The 21,222-nt window shown below is 62.4% G+C and carries 19 protein-coding genes; 6 read left to right on the top strand and 13 right to left on the bottom strand.

Going from position 1 to position 21,222, the window contains the following annotated elements; translation table 11 throughout:
* Positions 1-51: 51 nt before the first annotated feature.
* The 4 genes from NKJ26_RS00175 to NKJ26_RS00160 all read right to left on the bottom strand — a co-directional run bounded on the left by NKJ26_RS00175 (position 52) and on the right by NKJ26_RS00160 (position 5,216).
* Positions 52-1,857, bottom strand: a complete 1,806-nt coding sequence (locus tag NKJ26_RS00175; RefSeq protein WP_352692829.1) for an ABC transporter ATP-binding protein — start codon at positions 1,855-1,857, stop codon at positions 52-54.
* A gap of 385 nt (positions 1,858-2,242) precedes the next feature.
* Complete coding sequence (locus NKJ26_RS00170) at positions 2,243-2,653, bottom strand: GNAT family N-acetyltransferase (RefSeq protein WP_352692827.1); 411 nt, start codon at positions 2,651-2,653, stop codon at positions 2,243-2,245.
* A 55-nt stretch (positions 2,654-2,708) separates the two neighbouring features.
* Positions 2,709-4,385, bottom strand: a complete 1,677-nt coding sequence (locus NKJ26_RS00165) for an NAD+ synthase (RefSeq protein WP_352692825.1) — start codon at positions 4,383-4,385, stop codon at positions 2,709-2,711.
* 114 nt (positions 4,386-4,499) lie between these two features.
* Positions 4,500-5,216: a DNA-3-methyladenine glycosylase I gene (locus tag NKJ26_RS00160; protein ID WP_352692823.1), complete on the bottom strand. Its 717-nt coding sequence runs from the start codon at positions 5,214-5,216 to the stop codon at positions 4,500-4,502.
* Between the two features lie 88 nt (positions 5,217-5,304).
* Between NKJ26_RS00160 and NKJ26_RS00155 the strand changes: the two genes are divergently transcribed.
* Positions 5,305-5,865 carry a DUF1003 domain-containing protein gene (locus tag NKJ26_RS00155; RefSeq protein ID WP_352692821.1) on the top strand — a complete coding sequence of 187 codons (561 nt, stop codon included), beginning with the start codon at positions 5,305-5,307 and terminating at the stop codon, positions 5,863-5,865.
* Positions 5,865-6,449, top strand: coding sequence for a DedA family protein (locus NKJ26_RS00150; protein ID WP_352692819.1), 585 nt, complete (start codon positions 5,865-5,867; stop codon positions 6,447-6,449). Before NKJ26_RS00155 ends, NKJ26_RS00150 begins: the two co-directional genes overlap by 1 nt.
* Positions 6,450-6,490: 41 nt before the next feature.
* On the opposite strand, the gene NKJ26_RS00145 is transcribed toward NKJ26_RS00150, so the two are convergent.
* Both NKJ26_RS00145 and NKJ26_RS00140 read right to left on the bottom strand, forming a co-directional pair.
* Positions 6,491-6,850, bottom strand: a complete 360-nt coding sequence (locus tag NKJ26_RS00145; protein ID WP_352599365.1) for a diacylglycerol kinase — start codon at positions 6,848-6,850, stop codon at positions 6,491-6,493.
* 78 nt (positions 6,851-6,928) lie between these two features.
* Positions 6,929-7,348: a GFA family protein gene (locus NKJ26_RS00140; protein WP_352692817.1), complete on the bottom strand. Its 420-nt coding sequence runs from the start codon at positions 7,346-7,348 to the stop codon at positions 6,929-6,931.
* Positions 7,349-7,736: 388 nt separating this feature from the next.
* Here NKJ26_RS00140 and NKJ26_RS00135 point away from each other — a divergent pair, with 388 nt between their 5' ends.
* From NKJ26_RS00135 to NKJ26_RS00125, 3 genes are all read left to right on the top strand, one after another.
* A complete protein-coding gene (locus tag NKJ26_RS00135) occupies positions 7,737-8,807 on the top strand; it encodes a GGDEF domain-containing protein (RefSeq protein WP_352599138.1) in 1,071 nt (356 codons plus the stop codon).
* A 101-nt stretch (positions 8,808-8,908) separates the two neighbouring features.
* Positions 8,909-9,283, top strand: coding sequence for an MbcA/ParS/Xre antitoxin family protein (locus NKJ26_RS00130; protein WP_352692815.1), 375 nt, complete (start codon positions 8,909-8,911; stop codon positions 9,281-9,283).
* Positions 9,243-10,010: an RES family NAD+ phosphorylase gene (locus NKJ26_RS00125; RefSeq protein ID WP_352692813.1), complete on the top strand. Its 768-nt coding sequence runs from the start codon at positions 9,243-9,245 to the stop codon at positions 10,008-10,010. The genes NKJ26_RS00130 and NKJ26_RS00125 overlap by 41 nt, the downstream gene beginning before the upstream one ends.
* Before the next feature lie 71 nt (positions 10,011-10,081).
* On the opposite strand, the gene NKJ26_RS00120 is transcribed toward NKJ26_RS00125, so the two are convergent.
* The 3 genes from NKJ26_RS00120 to NKJ26_RS00110 all read right to left on the bottom strand — a co-directional run bounded on the left by NKJ26_RS00120 (position 10,082) and on the right by NKJ26_RS00110 (position 15,545).
* Positions 10,082-11,455, bottom strand: coding sequence for a class II 3-deoxy-7-phosphoheptulonate synthase (locus tag NKJ26_RS00120; protein ID WP_352599131.1), 1,374 nt, complete (start codon positions 11,453-11,455; stop codon positions 10,082-10,084).
* A gap of 236 nt (positions 11,456-11,691) precedes the next feature.
* Positions 11,692-15,183 (bottom strand): transcription-repair coupling factor, encoded by a 3,492-nt coding sequence (gene mfd, locus NKJ26_RS00115; RefSeq protein WP_352692811.1) that lies wholly within the window; start codon positions 15,181-15,183, stop codon positions 11,692-11,694.
* Positions 15,184-15,257: 74 nt separating this feature from the next.
* Positions 15,258-15,545, bottom strand: coding sequence for a succinate dehydrogenase assembly factor 2 (locus tag NKJ26_RS00110; RefSeq protein WP_352692809.1), 288 nt, complete (start codon positions 15,543-15,545; stop codon positions 15,258-15,260).
* A gap of 92 nt (positions 15,546-15,637) precedes the next feature.
* Between NKJ26_RS00110 and recG the strand changes: the two genes are divergently transcribed.
* A complete protein-coding gene (gene recG, locus NKJ26_RS00105; RefSeq protein ID WP_352692807.1) occupies positions 15,638-17,746 on the top strand; it encodes an ATP-dependent DNA helicase RecG in 2,109 nt (702 codons plus the stop codon).
* Here the strand turns inward: recG and NKJ26_RS00100 are convergent.
* From NKJ26_RS00100 to glmS, 4 genes are all read right to left on the bottom strand, one after another.
* On the bottom strand, positions 17,698-18,450 hold the full coding sequence (locus NKJ26_RS00100; protein ID WP_352692806.1) for a DUF502 domain-containing protein: 753 nt from the start codon (positions 18,448-18,450) through the stop codon (positions 17,698-17,700). The genes recG and NKJ26_RS00100 overlap by 49 nt on opposite strands.
* 78 nt (positions 18,451-18,528) lie before the next feature.
* Positions 18,529-18,828, bottom strand: a complete 300-nt coding sequence (locus NKJ26_RS00095; protein WP_352599121.1) for a HigA family addiction module antitoxin — start codon at positions 18,826-18,828, stop codon at positions 18,529-18,531.
* Between the two features lie 37 nt (positions 18,829-18,865).
* Positions 18,866-19,147 carry a type II toxin-antitoxin system RelE/ParE family toxin gene (locus NKJ26_RS00090; protein ID WP_352692804.1) on the bottom strand — a complete coding sequence of 94 codons (282 nt, stop codon included), beginning with the start codon at positions 19,145-19,147 and terminating at the stop codon, positions 18,866-18,868.
* A 111-nt stretch (positions 19,148-19,258) separates the two neighbouring features.
* Complete coding sequence (gene glmS / locus NKJ26_RS00085) at positions 19,259-21,082, bottom strand: glutamine--fructose-6-phosphate transaminase (isomerizing) (protein ID WP_352692802.1); 1,824 nt, start codon at positions 21,080-21,082, stop codon at positions 19,259-19,261.
* Positions 21,083-21,222 lie beyond the last annotated feature (140 nt).

Below are 21,222 nucleotides of genomic sequence, written 5' to 3'. Positions count from 1 at the left end.
TCGGGAATGCAGGCCGCGCCCCGCCGGACGCGGCCCTGCAACACTCCCGGGTCAGGTCACCAAGCCCTTGGTCAGCTCCAACGCCTGGCGTTCGAACAGCCGGCGGTAGATGCCGCCCTTCAGCCGGATCAGCTCGTCATGCGAGCCTTCCTCGACGATCTTGCCGCGATCGAAGACCAGCAGCCTGTCGAGCGCCCGCACCGTCGAAAGCCGGTGCGCGATGACCAGCGTCGTGCGGCCGACCATCAGCCGCTCCATTGCCTGCTGGATCAGCACCTCCGATTCCGAATCGAGGCTCGAAGTCGCCTCGTCCAGGATCAGGATGCGCGCATCGGCCAGGAAAGCGCGTGCGATCGCCACGCGCTGCCGCTCGCCGCCCGACAGTTTCACGCCCCGCTCGCCGACCAGCGTGCCGTACCCTTTCGGCAGATTGGTGATGAAGTCGTGCGCGCTCGCCAGCCTTGCTGCATGCTCGATCTCATCCTGCGTCGCCGCCGGCCGGGCATAGGCGATGTTTTCGGCCAGCGACCGGTGGAACAGGATCGGCTCCTGCTGGACGATGGCAATCTGCCCGCGCAGCGACGCCTGCGCCACCTGCGAGATGTCCTGACCGTCGATCCGGATTTTTCCCGCATTCACGTCATAGAGCCGCTGGATGAGCTTGACGAAGGTTGTCTTGCCCGAACCCGAATGGCCGACGAGGCCGACACGTTCACCCGGCGCGATATCGACCGAAAAGTCACGATAGAGCGGCGATCGGTGACTGCCGTAGTGAAAGGTGACATGGTCGAAGCCGATGCGCCCTTGCGTGATCCGGATCGGCTTGGCGCCAGGCCGGTCCTCGATCCCGAGCGGTTCGGCCTGGAAATCGACCAGTTCCTCCATGTCGTTGATCGAGCGCTGCAAATTGCGGATATGCGTGCCGATATCCCTGAGATAACCCTGCAAAACGAAGAACGAGGTCAGAACGAAAGCGACATCGCCCGCGCTTGCCTGCCCCCACGACCACAGCATCAGCGCCAGGCCGATGACCGCCGCTCTCATGACCAGCAGCAGCGCCCCTTGCGTGGTGCCGTTGATGGTGCCGCGCACCCAGGTGCGCCGCGTTCGCGCACGCCATTTGGCGACGATCCTGGCGAGGTGTTGCTCCTCGCGCTCCTCGGCGCCAAACCCTTTGACAACGGCATTGCAACTCACCGCGTCGGCCAGCGAGCCGCCGAGGCGCGTGTCCCAGGTGTTGGCGAGCCGTGCCGCCGGCGCGACATAGCCAAGCGACAGCATCGTCGTCACCATGATGAACAGCAAGGAACCGGCTGCAACCACGGCACCCATTAGCGGCCAGAACCAGCCGAGCAGCAGCGTCGAACCGATGAGCATGACGACCGACGGCAGCAGAGCGATGAGGATGGTGTCGTTGAGCAGGTCGAGCGCCCACATGCCGCGCGTCACCTTGCGCACCGTCGAGCCGGCAAAGCTGTTGGCATGCCAGTCCGTGGAAAAGCGCTGGACGCGATGGAAGGAATCGGCGGCGATGTCGGCCATCATCTTCAGCGTCAGTTCGACGATCGCCATGAAGGCGAGGTTGCGCAGTGCGACGCCGGTCAGGGCGAGCGCCATCAGCATTGAAAACGCCGTCATCGCGGCATTCCAGGCAATCGCGTCCGCGCCGGCGCTGCTGGCCACGGCGTCGACCAGCCGGCCGGAATAGAGCGGCGTCAGAACGTCGGCCAGCGTCGACAGCAGGAAACCACCCATGATGAGCGAAAGTCGCCAGGGCTGGCGTTGCCAATGAGTGAGCGTAAAGCCAAGAACGCTGCGAAAGGCGCTCGCGCGCAAATCGATCTTAAAACGAGCCATGATGTCATTTCGGGCGCAAACGAGCCCGATCCCAGTAAGGTCGAAGATTGAAGACGCCCCTCAACGGGCTAATGATTGCCCAGAATGCGGAGTGGCATATTTGGCGACTCGCCCGTGGTCGGGCGGCGACCGGCATCGGCATGAGCCTGCGCTCGATCCGGTTTCGGCACGGAAAATAGATCCCCGTCCAGCGCCGGTAGAGACTTAGGCTTTGCGGCCTCGCATTTGAAATACTGCCATTCAGACCTCCCGCAAATGAATTGCGGAATGGTTCTTATAGAGACGCTCAGATGCAACGCCAAGACGAGCTCACGCCAAAAGTGTATCTGGTCCAAGCACTGAGGTTATTTTGCAACAACGTCGGTGCAAGTCACTGCCGCGTGCCTTATTGCGGAATGCGATCGAGGCGCATGTACCGGCCGTCGGTCGACGGCTTGAAGCCAAGCTTCTCGTAAACCCCGTGCGCATCGCTGGTCGAAAGGCTCCAGTGCGAGACGGTGCCGAGGTCGGGATGATCGAGAAGAGCCTGCACCAGTCGCGAGCCAATGCCTTGCCCGCGATATTCCGGCCAGATGATGATGTCGGCGAGATAGGCGAACACCGTTCGGTCGGAAATCGCCCTGCCGAAACCGACCTGCTTGCCGTCGACAAAAGCGGCGGCGCACAGCGAATTGGCAAAGGCACGGCGATGCATCTCATCGTTGCGTCCGGCGCCCCAGTAGCTCGCCATCAACAGGTCGGAGGTCGCGCGGAAATCGATCCGCGACAGGTCGAAAGTGATCTCACAATCGAGCATGGCTACTCCCTCGCCCGGGTCACATGGCGCAGGCTTCCAGCCGGGATCCGGCGGTCTAGCCGCGATCCCTGAAACGGTTGGTGATGGGATAGCGGCGGTCGCGGCCGAAGTTCTTTTTGGTGATCTTCACGCCGGGTGCGGCCTGCCGGCGTTTGTATTCGGCGATGTAGAGCAGATGCTCGATGCGTGTCACCGTCGCCCGGTCATGGCCGCGCGCGACGATGTCGTCGACGCCCATCTCGTTCTCGACCAGGCACTCGAGGATATCGTCCAGCACCGGATAGGGCGGCAGCGAGTCCTGGTCGGTCTGGTTCTCGCGTAGCTCCGCCGACGGCGCCTTGTCGATGATGTTGCTCGGAATCACCTCGCCCGAAGGCCCGAGCGCGCCCGGCGGCACATGCGAATTGCGCCAGCGCGACAATGCGTAGACCTGCATCTTGTAGAGGTCTTTTATCGGATTGAAACCGCCATTCATGTCGCCATAGAGCGTGGCGTAGCCGACCGACATCTCGCTCTTGTTGCCGGTCGTCACGACCATCGAGCCGAACTTGTTGGAGATCGCCATCAGGATCGTGCCGCGTGCGCGGCTTTGCAGGTTTTCCTCAGTGATGCCTTCCTCGGTGCCCTCGAAAAGCTGCGTCAAGGTGTGCAGAAAGCCCTCGACCGGCTCGAAGATCGGCACGATGTCGTAACGACAGCCGAGCGCACGGGCGCAGTCCTCGGCGTCCTTGAGCGAATCCTTCGAGGTATAGCGATACGGCATCATCACCGCGCGCAGCCGCTCCTCGCCGAGCGCATCGACGGCAAGCGCCGCGCAGATCGCCGAATCGATGCCACCGGAGAGGCCGAGAACGACGTTCTTGAAGCCGTTCTTGTTGACGTAGTCGCGCAAACCCAGCATGCAGGCGCGATAGTCGGCCTCTTCCCTCTCCGGGATTTTGGACATCGGCCCTTCCGAGCAGGCCCAGCCATCATCTTTTCGCTTCCAGGTGGTGACGTCGACAGCTTCCTCGAACTGGCTCATCTGGAAGGCGAGCGTCTTGTCGGAACCTATGGCAAACGACGCGCCGTCGAAGATCAACTCGTCCTGGCCGCCAAGCTGGTTGGCGTAGATGATCGGCAGCCCGCATTCGATGACCTGTCGTATGACCACCTGGTGGCGGACATCGATCTTGGCCCGGTAGTAAGGCGAGCCATTCGGCACCAGCAGAATTTCCGCCCCGCTCTCGGCCAGCGTCTCGCAGATGCCGATATCGCCCCAGATGTCCTCGCAGATCGGGATTCCGATCCGCACGCCACGGAAATTGACCGGCCCCTGGATCTCGGGCCCGGCCTGGAAGACGCGCTTCTCGTCGAATTCGCCATAGTTCGGCAGGTCGAGCTTGTAGCGTTCGGCGATGATCTTGCCGCCATCGGCGAAGATGATCGAATTGTGCGTGCCGCTGTTGCGCTTCAGCGGCGTGCCGATGATGACGCCCGGACCGCCATCGGCGGTATCGGCGGCAAAGTCCTGTGCCGCCTTTTCGCAGGCCTTCAGGAACGCCGGCTTCAGCACCAGATCCTCCGGCGGATAGCCGGCGAGGAAAAGCTCGGTATAGAGCACGAGGTCGGCGCCCTGCCGGGCAGCATCCGCCCTCGCCTCACGGGCTTTGGCGAGGTTGCCGGCGACATCACCGACCGTGGGATTGAGCTGGGCGACGGCGATGCGCAGGAGGTCGGGCTTCTGGGTCATGCCTGCTGACTTAGCGCGGCAAAATTCGCCCCGCAATGGCGTTCGTTTGGACCACCCCCGACCGATCGATAGATCGTGTCGGACCGGATGTTGATCGTGCCTCGGAGCCTGGAATCAGTCCTCGCCCATATATTCTCGCAACGCTTGCGGAGAATGGTTGTCGCCGATCGACATCGCCAGGATGCGCGAGACATGCCGGCGCGGCAGACCTGTCTCGGCCGCCCATTGGTTGATCTGGACCTGGATCTTGCCGAGGTCCTTCTTCGATGTCGGGTTTTCCGCGATATCGAGCCCCGCGTCGCGAAGCGCGGCCGCCATGTCGGCCGAAATGACGAAGGCATCCCAGCCCAGCCAGCGCAGGAAATACTGGCCAGTGTTGCCGCCGAGCCGGCTGCCATGCTTGCCGAGATACGCCATCAGCCCGACCTGGTCGTCATCAGGCCATTCCGCGAGGAAATTGCCAAAACCGCCATGTTCCCTGGATACGCGCACGACAAAAGCAGCGTTTTCACGAACCGATTTGATCTTCTGCGGATTGCGCACGATGCGTTGGTCCGCCGTCAGGTCGTGCCAGAAATCGTCAGGCTGGAACAAGAGCCGCTTCGGCTCGAAATGGAGGAACGCCTCCTCGAAGCCGGGCCATTTCTGTTCGATGACGCGCCAGACGAAACCGGCGGCGAACACACGCTCGGCCATCGTCGAGAGAATGCGGTTATCCGCGATGTCGGCAACGGCCGCATTGTCGGGCACCGGCCCCAGCAGCGACGCAAGTTCCGCTTCGCCGCCCTTGCGTTTTGCCGCGCGCAGGCGAATTTTCTGGAAGTCGGCCATCAGTCCTCGCTCTTCGCCACAATGTAGCACTTCCCGCGCGACCCGGCAGCCTCTACCTCTATCGCCAGCCAAGACCCTGGAGACGGCCATGAACAAGACGATCGACGACCTGGCGAACCGCTGGCTCAAGCGACGGCCGGACGGCCTCAGTCAGCTCGAAAACCGGGTGCTGCAATCGACACTCGAGCGCACCACGATCTCCAGGGACACCAACAAGGCCGTCGCCTTCCACCAGACCTTTGGCGACCGGCTTGCCGATACGATCGCCCGCGTCGGCGGCTCCTGGTCCTTCATCCTCACCTTCATCGCCTTTCTAGTCCTGTGGACATCAGGCAATGTCTGGCTCCTGTCGCGCGATGCCTTCGACCCCTACCCGTTCATCTTCCTGAACCTCGTACTGTCGATGGTCGCCGCCTTGCAGGCGCCGGTGATCATGATGGCGCAGAACCGCCAGACCGAGCGCGACCGCATCGACGCCGCCCACGATTACGAGGTCAATTTGAAGGCCGAGATCGAGATCATGGCGCTGCATGAAAAGCTCGACGAACTGCGCCATGGCCAGATCATCGGCATGCGCGACGAGATCGTGCGACTGGCGGCGCTGGTCGAGAAGCTCGACCGGCGGCTGCCGGAACAGCAGTCGTCTTGATGACTGGGCTTGTCCACGATTTCGTCGACCAATATGGGTTGATCGCCGTCTTTCTAGGCTGTGTCGCCGAAGGTGAAAGTGCCGCCATTCTCGGCGGCTTCTTCGCCCACCAGCATGTTTTCGTCCTCTGGCATGCCTATGTCGCCGCCGCCCTCGGCGCCTTCATCGGCGACACATCCTTCTTCATCCTCGGCAGAAGATTCGCCGACCATCGCTACGTCGTCAGGTTGCGCAAACGGCCGGGTTTCCGCCGCGCCTACCGCTTGCTCAACACCCACCCCAACATCTTCGTGCTGTCGAACCGTTATGTCTACGGCATGCGCCTGGTCGGCGGTGTCGCGGCAGGACTTTCAACCATAGCAGTACCGCGCTTCATCCTCCTCAACGCCATTTCATCGGCGGTCTGGGCGGTGCTGTTCAGCACTATCGGCTATGTTTTCGGGCTAGGCGCCGAGCATCTCGTCGGCCAGGCGCTGGTCCGCCATGAACGGCTGCTGATCGGGCTGGGTATCGGTCTTGCGGTAGCCGTGCTTGCCTGGCTTTTCGCCCACCACATCGCCAAAAAGGAGCGCGGCAAGGAATAGTGACGATCCTGCTCATCACGCCGTGGACAAGCCGCCAAGACTTAGATCGGCACCCCTGCGATCCGCTCGATGATGGCGATGCCCCAGACCCCGGCAACGATGACGACCGAAATCAGCACCGCCAGCGAACCGCAATCCTTGGCCAACTGGATGTCGACGTTGAACTCCCGGCTGAAGGCATCGCACGCCGCCTCGATCCCGGTGTTCAGCACTTCGACCATGATCAGCAGCAGCACCGCGCCGATCAGCAAGGCATAACCGCGCCACGAGATCGAAACGAACCAGCCGAGCGGCAGGGCGAGCACAAGCAGCATGAGCTCCTGCTGGAAGGCCCTTTCGCTGACGGCCAGCTTGCGAAACGCCCGCAGCGAGTTGAAATACGCGTGGATCAGCCGCTGCATGCCCAAACCCCTTTCCGAATCACCGGCACGGGATAAAGCAATGACCCGATCAATGGAATAAGGCTGCTCGCCCAAAATTCATTCGTCCGGCAGGACCTTGATCGACGGTGTCGACTTTTCGAATTGCGGCAGTCCGTCATCGATGGCGTAATAGTCGCCCTTGTCGCCGACGAAAATATGGCATTCGCCCCGAAGGTCCGTCGGCTCATCGAACGATCCCGCCAGAACCGAAATGTATGCGTCGCGAGGTTTCCAGAACAGCAGCGACCCGCAGTTCTTGCAGAAACCGCGCCTTGCGAAGGAAGACGCCTCGTACCAGGTGATGCTTTCGGTGCCTTCGACCACGATGTCGGCATCGGCGACATTGGTCGCGGCATAGAAGTGTCCGCTCTGCTTCCTGCACTGCGAGCAATGGCAATAGACGACACCGCGCAGCGGCCCGTGCGCTCTGAAGCGGACCGCTCCGCACAAGCAAGACCCCTCGTGACTGTCACGCATTTCAACTCCTCCTTGGACGAAACTCCGCCAGAATTCCAGCTTTGAGGCAACCACAAGCAAGCAAATGCGACATCCATTTGCGTGGCGAATTCGAAATTCGGCATTTTTGGAACATCGTAACGCGCGGGTTTCGAACGCGGGCCGGCGGACCGGCATTGTCTTGGATTTATTGGTGCACAGGTTAAGCCTCCACCGAGGCAGGCTGAGAAAACCGGTGGGACTACGCGAATTAAGGAAACTTTAGCGCTACCGCATTTATGTTATGCCACGCGAAGGTCACGGGTGGGGACACGCCTGCGCGAGGTATTGCAATGAAATAGCGTCCCCCGGGTCGGCGACAATGGATGTCCGCCAGTCCACGGCGATGTCCAGGGGGAAGTAGCAGAACATGCAGCCGATGATAGCCCAGACTGAAAGAAGCACGGATATCGCCACCACCGTCCTCGCGACGATGCGCCAGTTGGGCGTACTCGGCCTGCCGCGCAATTACGAGATCTTCTACGAGGCCTTGAACGGCTCCAATCGCGAACTCAGTCTGGCCGTCGTGTCGCTGAGCAGCCGGCCGACGCAGGACGAGCTGGACCAGATCGGCCGTACCTTCTTTGCCCAGAACCATGGCCCCGGCATCGTCGAGCATGCCAGGGAGGTCATCGCCAAGGAACTCGAGGACATCGCTTCGCTGTTGAGGAGCGAACGCAGCCACATTGAGAAATACGGCAGGCTTCTCGATGAGACGTCGAGCGGCCTCAGCAGCCGCAGCCTTCTTTCCCAGGACCTTCTCCAGAAGATCGCGAATGCCATGGCAACTGCCACCAATTCGACGATCGATCATGGCCGGCAGGTCGCCTTGACGCTCAGCGACAAGACGGCCGAACTCGAGAGCGTCAAGTCGAAGCTCGAGGAATACAAGCGGCTGGCCGACACCGACCCGTTGACCCATATCTGGAACCGGCGCGCCTTCGACAAGGAAATCACCAGGATCTACACCAGCAACAAGGGCATCCTGTTCAACGCCCTCATCCTTGCCGATATCGATCGTTTCAAGGACATAAATGACAGGTACGGCCATCCGGTCGGCGACAAGATCCTCCAGATCATCGCCGACATTTTCCAGACCAGCATTCGCGGCGACATGTTCGTCGCGCGCACTGGCGGCGAGGAGTTCGCGCTGATCATCGAGGGCGCCAGCGAGGATGCCACCTATGACGTCGCGGACCGAATTCGCGCCCTGATCGAACAGACGCCATTCACCAGCAGCCAGACCGGCACGAATTACGGCACCGTTACCGTCTCGATGGGCATCTGCATGGCATCCGAGGCCGAGGGGCCGGAAGACCTCTACAGCAAAGCCGACCGGGCGCTCTACCGTTCGAAACTCAGCGGGCGCAACCGCGTGACCAAGCATTCGACGATGGCCGGACGCGCCGGCAAGAGCTGGCTGCTCTACAAGAAGGATTAGTCCTACTCCTGGCCGCCATCACATCCAGATTTTTGCGGCCGACCCTTTCTATATGAAATTCTTGAGCTTATATTTTCTGTGGAAACGGGAAGACATCCGCTATGCGACCCCAAACCGCTGCCAGTTCAGCCGAAAATGTGGTTCTGACCAAGGCAATGCTGCGCGCCGCCGATCTGCTGGACGTTACCGCAAGGGTGCTGGCTTCCGTGATCGGCGTCTCGGAAGCCACGGTTTCGCGCATGCGCAGGGAAGAATTTCTGCTTGAGCGCGGCACCAAGCCATTCGAACTCGCGGTGCTGTTCGTCAGGTTGTTCCGCTCGCTCGACGCCATTGTCGGCGGCGACGCGGCTGTCGCGCGGTCATGGCTGAAGAACGCCAACACGGCGTTCGATGCCGCCCCGCTCGAAAAAATCCTCACCATTACCGGGCTTGTCGATGTCATTGCCTACCTGGACTCCCGACGCGCTCTCATCTGAAGCCTGCCATATCGACGGCAAATACTGGCGCATGGTCGAGGCGCAGCACCAGGTCTCGACCCTGAAACTCGTCGACACGCTCGACGAGCAGGCTCTCCTCGAAGAGTTGATCGAGGAAACCAAGCCGCAGATTCCGCAGGAATGCCGCCATCTCCATTATCTCCTGGCCACGCCTTTCCGCTACGGCTCGATCTATCCGCATGGTTCGCGCTTCCGCCGCGCCGGCAGGACCTTGGGTGTCTACTATGCGGCCGAAACCATATTCACCGCCGTGGCGGAAATGGCCTTCTACCGTTTGCTGTTCTTTGCCGAGTCGCCGCAAACGCCCTGGCCGCGCGACGCCGCCGACTACACGGCCTTTGCCGCGGCGATCAAATGCGCCAGGGTGATTGACCTGACCCGCCCGCCGCTCGATCGCGACGCGGCGGCATGGACACATCCGACCGACTATGCGGCCTGCCAGGCGATTGCCGACACCGCCCGCGAGGCCAGGCTGGAAGCGATCCGCTACCCATCGGCGCGCGATCTGAAGGGCGCCAACGTCGCGCTTTTGACGTGCAAGGGCTTTGCCAAGGCGAGGCCGATGGAGCCGCAGACCTGGCGCATCCGCCTCGGCGCCTTCGGCGTTCAGGCGATCTGCGAATTCCCGCAAAAGCGCTTCGAGTTTTCGAGAACGGCTTTTTCAGATCCTCGTCTCGCCAGCCTGCGGTGGGAACGCGGGCACTGATCCAGTCCAAAAAGAAAAGCGCCGGATTTCTCCAGCGCTTTTTCCATCAACAGTTCAGACCGAAATCAAGCTTAACCGTTCACGACCTGCTTGTGCTGCACCGGGTGGCTCTTCTTCAGCAGATCCGACACCAGGAAAGCCAGTTCGATCGCCTGGTCGGCATTGAGGCGCGGGTCGCAATGGGTGTGGTAGCGGTCCTGCAACTCCTCGGCCGTGATGGCGCGCGCGCCACCGGTGCATTCGGTGACGTTCTTGCCGGTCATCTCGACATGGATGCCGCCCGGATGCGTGCCTTCGGCGCGATGCACCTCGAAGAAGGTCTGCACCTCCTTCAGGATGCGGTCGAACGGCCGCGTCTTGTAGCCGGCGGCCTCGATCGTGTTGCCGTGCATCGGGTCCGACGACCAGACGACGCTGCGACCTTCCTTTTGCACCGCGCGCACCAGCTTCGGCAGATAGTCGGCGACCTTGTCGGAGCCGAAACGCGCGATCAGCGTCAGCCGGCCCGGCTCGTTCTCCGGGTTGAGCAGGTCGATCAATTCCAGCAGCCCGTCCGGCGTCAGCGACGGACCGCATTTCAGGCCGAGCGGATTCTTGATGCCGCGACAATATTCGACATGGGCGTGGTCCGGCTGGCGCGTGCGGTCGCCGATCCAGATCATGTGGCCCGAAGTCGCATACCAATCGCCGGAGGTTGAATCGACGCGGGTCAGCGCCTCCTCATAGCCGAGCAGCAATGCCTCGTGGCTGGTGTAGAAATCGGTCTCGCGCAGTGCATAGTTGGTTTCCGAGGTGATGCCGACGGCCTTCATGAAGTCCATCGTCTCGGTGATGCGGTTGGCAAGCGACTCGTATTTCTCGCCCTGCGGGCTGTCGGACACGAAGCCGAGCATCCAGCTATGTACGTTCTCCAGGCTGGCATAGCCGCCCTGCGCGAAGGCGCGCAACAGGTTGAGCGTCGCCGCCGACTGGCGGTACGCCATTTCCTGGCGGGCGGGATCGGGGATTCGCGATTTGGCATCGAACTCGATGCCGTTGATGATGTCGCCGCGGTAGCTGGGCAGCGTCACCTCGCCCTTGGTCTCGTTGTCGGACGAACGCGGCTTGGCGAACTGGCCGGCGACGCGGCCGACCTTCACCACAGGCTGCGAGCCGGCGAAAGTCAGTACCACCGACATCTGCAGGAAGACGCGGAAGAAGTCGCGGATATTATCCGCGCCATGCTCGGCAAAACTCTCGGCGCAATCGCCGCCTTGGAGCAGGAATGCGTCGCCGGCGGCAACGCTTGCCAGCTGCTTTTTCAGCTTGCGCGCCTCGCCTGCAAAAACCAGCGGCGGAAACGTTGCAAGCTGGGCTTCCGTATTCTTGAGCGCGGCAAGGTCCGGATAGGCAGGAACCTGCTTGATCGGCTTTGCTCTCCACGAATTCGGCGACCACTTCGTCATCGCTGCACCCAACGCTCTTTCCGAGCAATCCCAGGAAATAGTGTGAAACGGTTTCCGTCCGGAATTGCGTCAAACAAACAGGCGGGCGCCATCGCCCGCCAACCGGCCCCATATGGGGATCGCGGCTCCATACACGAAGCCGATTTCCTATTCTAGACCGGATTTGGCCGCGTGGCGAATGGCGGCTGCTCGATCTGGCGGCTGCTCGGTCACGAAGCAGCTGGATGATGCCTTTTCTAGGCCGCCACCAGCCGCGCCAGCTGCGTCATCACGACCGCGGACCCGGCCAGCCGCTTTTCGGCAGTCGGCCAGTCGCGGGCGAAAACGACGCTCTGGTCCGGCCTGATCTTGGCCAGCGAACCCTGCTCGCCGATGAACTTTACCAGTCCGACCGGGTTGGAGAACTCGCGCTTGCGGAAGTGGATGACGACCCCTTTCGGCCCAGCGTCGAGCTTCTCGACATTGGCCTTGCGGCACAGCGCCTTGATGAAAACGATCTTCAGGAGATATTTCACTTCATCCGGCAGCGGACCGAAACGGTCGATCAATTCGGCGCCGAAGGCGTCGATCTCCTCGGTGGTTTCAAGGTCGCCAAGCCGGCGATAGAGCGCCAGCCTGAGCTGCAGATCCGGCACATAGCTTTCCGGGATCATAACCGCCGTGCCGACGGCGATCTGCGGCGACCAGCCGCCATCCTGGACATCGCGGGAATCCTTCACCTCGGCCACGGCTTCTTCCAGCATCTGCTGATAGAGCTCGAAGCCGACCTCCTTGATATGGCCGGACTGTTCTTCGCCCAGAAGATTGCCGGCGCCACGTATATCGAGATCGTGGCTGGCAAGCTGGAAGCCTGCACCCAGCGTGTCGAGCGATTGCAGCACCTTCAGCCGGCGCTCGGCGGTGTCGGTCAGCTTGCGGTTGGCCGGCAGCGTGAACAGCGCATAGGCGCGCACCTTCGAGCGTCCGACGCGGCCGCGCAGCTGGTAGAGCTGCGACAGGCCGAACATATCGGCACGATGGATGATCAGCGTGTTGGCGGTCGGGATATCGAGACCGGATTCGACGATGGTCGTCGACAAAAGCACGTCATACTGGCCGTCGTAAAAGGCGTTCATGATGTCGTCGAGTTCGCCCGGCGGCATCTGACCATGGGCCACCGCCACCTTCAGCTCGGGCACGGATTCTCTCAGGAAATCTTGTATTTCGGCGAGATCGCTGATGCGCGGCACGACGTAGAAGGAGTGGCCGCCGCGATAGCGCTCCCGAAGCAGCGTTTCGCGGATCACCAGCGGATCGAAAGGCGAAATGAAGGTGCGCACCGCCATGCGGTCGACCGGCGGCGTGGCGATCAGCGACAGTTCGCGCACCCCCGTCAGCGCCAGTTGCAGCGTGCGCGGGATCGGCGTCGCCGACAGCGTCAGCACATGCACATCGGATTTCAGGTCCTTCAGCCGTTCCTTGTGCTTGACGCCAAAGTGCTGCTCCTCATCGATGATCAGCAAGCCAAGGCTCTTGAACGAGATCGAGGATCCGAGCAGCGCATGCGTGCCGATGACGATGTCGACCTGCCCCTCGGCGATGCCCTTCTTGGTTTCCGCCAGCTCCTTGGCGCCGACCAGCCGCGACGCCTGGGCAATACGGATCGGCAGGCCGGAAAAGCGCTGCGAAAACGTTTTGAAATGCTGGCGCGACAACAGCGTTGTGGGCACCACCACCGCGACCTGAAAACCTTCCATCGCCGCGATGAAGGCGGCGCGCAGCGCCACTTCGGTCTTGCCGAAGCCGACGTCGCCGCAGATCAGCCGGTCCATCGGCTTGCCGGCGCCAAGGTCGTCTCGAACCGAATCGATCGCCGTCTGCTGGTCGTCGGTTTCCTCATAGGGAAAACGAGCGGCGAACTCGCCATAGAGGCCTTCCGCCGGCACCAGCGCGGGTGCGGCGCGCATCTGCCGTTCGGCGGCGATGCGGATCAACTGCCCGGCCATGTCGAGCAGGCGTTTCTTCAGCCGCGCCTTGCGCGATTGCCAGGCCCCGCCGCCGAGTTTGTCGAGCGTCGCTTCGGCCGATTCCGAGCCATAGCGCGACAGTAGCTCGATGTTTTCGACCGGCAGGAACAGCCGGTCGTCTCCGGCGTAATGGATTTCGAGGCAATCATGCGGCGCGCCGACCGCTTCGATGGTGCGCAGGCCGATGAAGCGGCCGATGCCATGGTCGGCGTGGACGACGATGTCGCCGGCCGACAGCGCCGAGGCTTCGGCGATGAAGTCGGAAGGCCGCTTCTTGCGCTTCGAGCGCCGGATCAGCCGATCGCCCAAAATGTCCTGTTCGGCGACGACGGCCAGTTTTTCGGTCTCGAAGCCGGATTCGAGCGGCAGCACCGCAAGAGCCGCCTGCCCCGGCTCGAGCTTTTCCGCCTCAGCCAGCGTGTCGACCTGCTTGAGATTGCCGAGATGATGCTCGGCCAGGATCTGCCCAAGCCGGTCGAGCGAGCCTTCGGTCCAGCCGGCAATGATGACGCGCCGGCCCGCGGCGCGCTCGTCAGCGATGTGCTTGACGACGGCATCGAAGACATTGACGTTCGGGTCGGCGCGCTCCTCGACGAAGCTGCGGCCATGACGCGAGCCGGCATGGTAGACTTTCTTCGCGCCGGCATCAGGGGCGTCGAAGGCCGAGAAATCGATCGCTTCGCGCGGCCCGAGCGAAGCGATGAGGTTTTCCGGCGAGAGGTAAAGCAGGTCCGGCGGCACCGGCTTGTAGGGCACCGCATCCTTCAAAGCGCTGTCGGCCTGCTTCTTGCGGGCCTCGTAGTGATCGAGGATCAGCGTATGGCGTTCGGCCAGCGCCTCATGCGCCAGATGATCGAACACGACAGGCGTGTCCGGCAGATAATCGAACACCGTTTCCAGCCGCTCGTAGAAGAACGGCAGCCAGTGTTCCATGCCGGCGAAGCGCCGCCCTTCGCTGACCGCCGCGTAGAGCCCGTCGTCGCGCGAGGGCGCACCGAACGCCTCGATATAGGCGCGGCGGAAGCGGCTGATGGTCTCGGGCGTCAGGGCCACCTCGCTCATCGCCTGCAGCGCCATCGACTTGCGCTGGCCGGTGGTGCGCTGGGTGGCGGCATCGAAGACGCGAATCGATTCCAGCGTGTCGCCGAAGAAATCGAGCCTCAGCGCCTCGGTCCAGCCGGGGGCGAACAGGTCGAGGATGCCCCCGCGCACCGCAAACTCGCCGATGCCGCGCACCGTCGGCACCCGTTCGAAGCCGGACGTCTCCAGCCGTGACACGAGCGCGTTCATGTCGATCTGGTTGCCCGGGCTGGCATGAAAGGTCTGCGCTTCGACAAGGTCCGCCGGCGGAATGCGCTGCAGCAGCGCATTGGCGGTGGTGAGGATGACGGCACGGTGCGGCTTCCTCGCCAGCGCGATCATGGCGGACAATGCATCGAGGCGTTTGGCGGCGGCGTCCGAACCAGGAGAGACGCGATCGTAGGGCAGACAGTCCCAGGCCGGCAGTTCCAGCACCGGCAGGCCGGGTGCAGCGAAGGACAGTGCCTCGATGATCGCCGGCAGGCGCTGGCCATCCCGCGCCACGAACAGCACCGGCTTGCCGGGCGCGATCTCATGCGCCGCCTGCACCAGGGCGAATGCTTCATAGCCGTCGGCGACACCGTCGACGATGAACTGGCCGGCACGGCCTTTCGGCAGGCCAATGGTGGGAATGAGACTCATCAAATCACTGTCTTGTTTGTCGCAATTCCGGACGGGAAAACCGCTTCGCACTTTTCCTGGAATTGCTTGTGTGTTCAGAAAGTCATGGTCCGGCGGGATGCCAGGATTTTTTGCAGGACGGCACAATCGATATCCGCCGGAACTGGACGTTCGCCGGTAATCAGCGGCAGGAATTCGGTGTCGGGAACGTCGAGGAGCCTCTCATATTGGTCGATTTCGTCGTCGGTCAAGGCGCCGATCTCGGCATCGGCGAAGCTGCCGAGGATCAGATCCATCTCGCGCATGCCGCGATGCCAGGACCGGAACAAAAGCTTGCGGCGGTGGGCGTCGAGCCCCTCGCTTGATCGTTTCGTTCCCGTCATCGTGCCGCATCCTCGCTTGCTGCGGCGCATATAGCGTGGATAGAAGGGGCTGTCAGCCTTGCGCTGCGGCCGTCGCAACATAAGCTGACATCATGCGCCCTTCCATCCTCGATCCATTGTTTGTCCCGATTACCTCGCTTGCCGGCGTGGGGCCAAAGGTCGGCGCGCTGATCGAGAAGGTCGTAGCGGCCGATCTCGGCGATCGCGCCGCGCGCGCCGGCGATCTTTTGTTCGTGCTTCCGCACACCGTCATCGACCGCCGCAGCCGTCCGGGTATTGCCGGTTCGGCCGAAGGCCAGATCGTCACGCTCGATGTGCGCATCGACCGCCATCAGCCGCCGCCGCGCGGCAACAGGTCGGTGCCTTACCGGGTCTACGCCCATGACGACACAGGCGAGATCGCGCTGACCTTCTTCCATGCCCATGCCGCCTATCTTGAAAAGGCGATGCCTGTGGGCGAGCATGTCGTGGTCTCGGGCCGCATGGAATGGTTCAACGGCCGCCCGACCATGGTCCACCCCGACCATATCGCGCTCGCCAGCGAAGCCGAGAACCTGCCGCTGGTCGAACCGGTCTACCCGCTCACCGCCGGGCTGTCGGGCAAGGTGCTGCGCCGGGCAATCGGTCAGGCGCTCGCGCGCTTGCCCATATTGCCGGAATGGCAGGATGGCGCCTTCATGCGGCGGCAGAGCTTTCCGGCCTTTGGCGACGCGCTCGCCCGCATCCACAACCCGGCCGACCCGCTCGATGTCGCCGTCGACGGTGCTGCCTGGCGACGCCTCGCCTATGACGAATTGCTCGCTGGCCAGGTCTCGCTGGCGCTGGTCAGGGCAAAGATCCGCCGCCTGTCCGGCCGTCCCCTGGTCGGCGACGGCAGCGTCGTCGAGAAATTGAGCGCCGCACTCCCCTATTCGCTGACCGCAAGCCAGGAATTCGCGCTCTCCGAGATCAACGCCGACCTTGCCGATCCCGAACGTATGCTGCGGCTGCTCCAGGGTGATGTCGGCTCCGGCAAGACGGTCGTCGCCCTGCTCGCCATGGCGCGCGCGGTCGAGGCCGGCGGCCAGGCAGCCTTGATGGCGCCGACCGAAATCCTGGCGCGCCAGCATCTGGCGACGATCGCGCCGTTGGCCGCCAAGGCCGGGCTGCGCATCGCCATCCTGACCGGCCGCGAAAAAGGCCGCGAACGCGCCGACACGCTGGCCGGCCTGGCGAGCGGCGGGATCGACATCGTCGTCGGCACCCACGCGCTGTTCCAGGAGACGGTGACCTTCCACGACCTCGTCCTGGCCGTCATCGACGAGCAGCATCGCTTCGGCGTCCATCAGCGGCTTGCCATCACCGCCAAGGGCGACGCGCCCGACATGCTGGTGATGACGGCAACCCCCATCCCGCGCACGCTGGTGCTGACCGCGTTCGGCGACATGGATGTTTCCAAGCTGACGGAAAAGCCGGCCGGCCGCCAGCCGATCCGCACCGTCACGCTGCCGCTCGAACGGCTGGACGAACTCGTCGGCCGCATGGTCGAAGCCGTCGCCGGCGGCCAGAAGATCTACTGGATCTGTCCGCTTGTCGAGGAATCCGAAGAGATCAAGCTTATGTCGGCCGAGGACCGTTACGCCTCGCTGAAGCCGTTGTTCGGCGACCGCATCGGTCTCGTCCACGGCCGCATGAAGGGTGCCGAGAAAGACGAGGCAATGCGCGCCTTCAAGCAAGGCGACACGCGCATCCTGATCGCCACCACCGTGATCGAGGTCGGCGTCGACGTGCCCGATGCCACCGTCATGGTCATCGAACATGCCGAGCGGTTCGGCCTGGCCCAACTGCACCAGTTGCGCGGCCGTGTCGGACGCGGCGACAAGCCATCATCTTGCGTATTGCTCTATAAAGACCCGCTCGGCGAGACCGCAAAACGCCGGCTTTCGGTGATGCGCGAGACCGAGGACGGTTTCTTGATCGCCGAGGAAGACCTGAAGCTGCGCGGCGAAGGCGAGTTGCTGGGCACCCGCCAGTCCGGCACGCCGGGTTTCCAGGTGGCGCGCATCGAGGCGCATGCCGATCTCCTGGAGGCGGCCCGCGACGATGCGAGGCTGATCCTGTCCGGCGACCCCGAACTCCAATCCGATCGGGGCGAGGCGTTGCGCCTGCTGCTCTATTTGTTCGGCCGCGACGAAGCGGTGCGGCTCCTGCGTGCCGGATGAGGCCCTAGCGGCGGATTGGCCACGGTTCCGTTGATCGGTTCGCCGTTCAGCATCACCAATTTCGCCTTCACCTCGGGCGCAACCAGTCCGGCCGAGACGATCAGCTTGGCGCCGTCCTCGATCGTCATGTCGAGCAGCACGATGTCGGACCTCGGCACATACATCAGGAATCCGGTGGTCGGGTTCGGCGTGCAAGGCATGAACACGGCGATCAGCGGATCGCCTTCCTGATCGAGCTTCTGATTGATCTCGGTCTCCTTCTCGCTGGCGACGAAGACCAGCGACCAGACGCCCTTGCGCGGATATTCGACCAGCCCGACCTGCCGGAACATGTCGCCCTTGTTCGACAGCACGGTCTCGAAAATCTGCTTCAGCGAACCATAGATGCCGCGCACCAACGGCATGCGGCCAAGCAGCCGTTCGCCGAAATTGACGATGGCGCGGCCAACGATGTTGGCGGTCAGGAAGCCGATCAGCGTGGTCAGGATCAGGGCGACGATCAGCCCGAAGCCGGGCACCGGGAACGACAGGTAGGTGTCGGGGCTGTAGCGTGCCGGAATATAGGGTTTTACCCAGGAATCGACCCAGCCGATGAACGACCAGGCGATATAGGCGGTGATCGCCAGCGGCGCGCAGACGACGAAACCTGTGAGGAAATAGTTCCTCAGCCGGGTCATGCCTGAGGTCTTCGGAGCATCGGACATGGTTCACCGGAGCGCGGGTTGCAGCGCAGATTAGTGAACAGCGAGACCGTTTGGAACTGCGAAGTTTTTAAAACCCAACTATGCCGCCGCTTCTAGTGGTTCGATCTTTTCGAGTTCCGATGCCAATTTCCTCGCCTCGGTCTCAAGCTCGTAAGCTTGCTGAAAATTCATCCAAAACTCGGGCGTAGTATTGAAAAACCTGGCAAGGCGAAGGGCGGTATCAGGGGTCAAACCGATCTCCTCCTTGGCAATGCGTTCAATACGGGTGCGCGGCAGATTGAGTTTTTTCGCCAGCGCACCGGCACTCATGCCAAGCGGAACGAGATACTCTTCCCGTAGGAATTCTCCAGGATGAACTGGACGTGCGAACTTGAGCATAGTTCAGGGTCCTCAACGATTCAGGGCAAGTGCCCACTCAATGATAATCGACGATCTCCACATCTTCAGCGCCAGCAGCGGTCCATCTGAAGCAGATACGCCACTGGTCGTTGATGCGAATTGAATGCTGCCCGACGCGGCCTCCTTTCAGAGCTTCTAAATGATTTCCGGGCGGCGATCGAAGATCATTCAGTTGCATGGCATTTTCGATTGCACGGAGGCGGCGCTCGCCGCGGACGACGAGATCGGGCGGAAAGCCTTTCGGCGCCCTGCCCTCGGCGACCGCTTGCACCGCCTTGCCTTTGAACGAAACGATCAACGCCCACCCCTCGCCTGTATCATACATTGATACAGGACGGACGCAAGCAAGATGTATCACTGAGCGATGCTTTTTTGCCGCGGCTGGCCCCGAAACGAGATTTGTCGGCGCCTATTCCACCGTCACCGATTTCGCCAGATTACGCGGCTGGTCGACGTCGGTGCCCATGAACACCGCGGCGAAATAGGCGAGCATCTGGATCGGCAGCGCGTAGACGATCGGCGAGATGATTTCCGGCACGTCCGGCAGCACGATCGTCTCCATCGTCTTCACGCTTACCTGTGCCGCGCCCTTGCTGTCGGTGATCAGGATGATCTTGCCGCCGCGCGCCGCCACTTCCTGCATGTTGGACACGGTCTTTTCGAAGATGCGGTCGTGCGGCGCGATAACGATGACGGGCATGTTCTCGTCGATCAGCGCGATCGGCCCATGCTTCAACTCGCCCGCGGCATAGCCCTCGGCGTGGATATAGGAGATTTCCTTGAGCTTCAGCGCGCCTTCCATGGCCAGCGGAAAATTGGTGTCGCGGCCGAGATAAAGCACATCGGAGTAGCGCGACACTTCCCGCGCGATCCGTTCGATCTGCTCTTCGAGCTTGAGCACCTGGTTGGCATAGCGCGGCGCTTCGGAAAGCTCGCGGACCAATATTCTCTCTTGCTCCTTCGAGATCGTGCCGCGCGCCACCCCGGCGCGCACGGCGAGCGACGCCAGCACCGAAAGCTGGCACGTGAAGGCCTTGGTCGACGCGACGCCGATCTCCGGACCGGCGAGCGTCGGCAGCACGACGTCGGATTCGCGCGCCATGGTCGATTCCCGAACATTGACGACGGCGCCGATCTTCATGCCAGCCTTGCGGCAATAGCGCAGCGAGGCCAGCGTATCGGCGGTCTCGCCCGATTGCGAGATGAAGAAGGCGGCATCGTTCGCCGACAGCGGCATCTCGCGATAGCGGAATTCCGAGGCGACATCGATGTCGACCGGCAGCCGCGCGTAGCGCTCGAACCAGTATTTGCCGATCAGTCCGGCGAGATAGGCGGTGCCGCAGGCCGAGATCGCCAGCCGGTTGATCTTCGCGAAATCGAACGGCAGATCGAGAGGCTTCGAGACGCCGCCGACGAAATCCACGTAGTGCGCCAGCGTGTGCGAGATCACCTCGGGCTGTTCATGGATTTCCTTTTCCATGAAATGGCGCCGGTTGCCCTTGTCGACCATGAAGCTGGTCGACAGCGACTGCTGGCGCTTGCGCTCGACCTGTCGGCCGTCGATATCGAAAATGGCGACGCTGTCGCGGCGCACCACGGCCCAATCGCCGTCTTCGAGATAGGTGATCGAATTGGTGAACGGGGCGAGCGCGATCGCATCCGATCCGAGGAACATCTCACCATCACCATGGCCGACGGCCAAAGGCGGGCCATTGCGCGCGCCGACGATAAGGTTGTCGTCGCCCTTGAACATGATGGCCAGCGCGAAGGCGCCTTCCAGCCGCTTCAGGGCCTGGTGCGCGGCCTCGACCGGCTTCAGACCTTTGGCGAGTTCCCGCGCCACCAGATGGGCGACGACCTCGGTGTCGGTCTGCGACGAGAAAGAATAGCCGTCGCCGATCAACTCGTCGCGCAGTTCGGCGAAATTCTCGATGATGCCGTTGTGGACGATGGCGACGCCATCGGAAAAATGCGGATGCGCATTGGTCTCGTTGGGCACGCCATGCGTGGCCCAGCGCGTGTGGCCGATGCCGATCGTGCCGTCCAACGGCTCGTCCTTGAGCCGGCGCTCGAGGTTGATCAGCTTGCCCTCGGCGCGCCGGCGGGCAAGCTGGCCGTGCTCGATGGTGGCGACACCGGCCGAGTCATAGCCGCGATATTCGAGCCGCTTCAGCGCATCGACGATGAGCGGCGCAACCTGCGAGTGGCCGATGATTCCAACGATACCGCACATGCAGACAGTCCCCGATTCCCCATGGAAAACCAGCGCTTACTTAGGGATGGCCGGCCTGCCGCGAAAGTCACTTTGCATTTCGTTGCGTATAACGAACGCTTCTGCACCATGACAGAGCGCTCTTGCAATCCGGTTACTGC

This window comes from Mesorhizobium sp. M0152 (assembly GCF_040322415.1).
Classification (GTDB): Bacteria; Pseudomonadota; Alphaproteobacteria; order Rhizobiales; family Rhizobiaceae; genus Mesorhizobium.
This window is presented reverse-complemented; position numbering and strand designations above follow the sequence as displayed.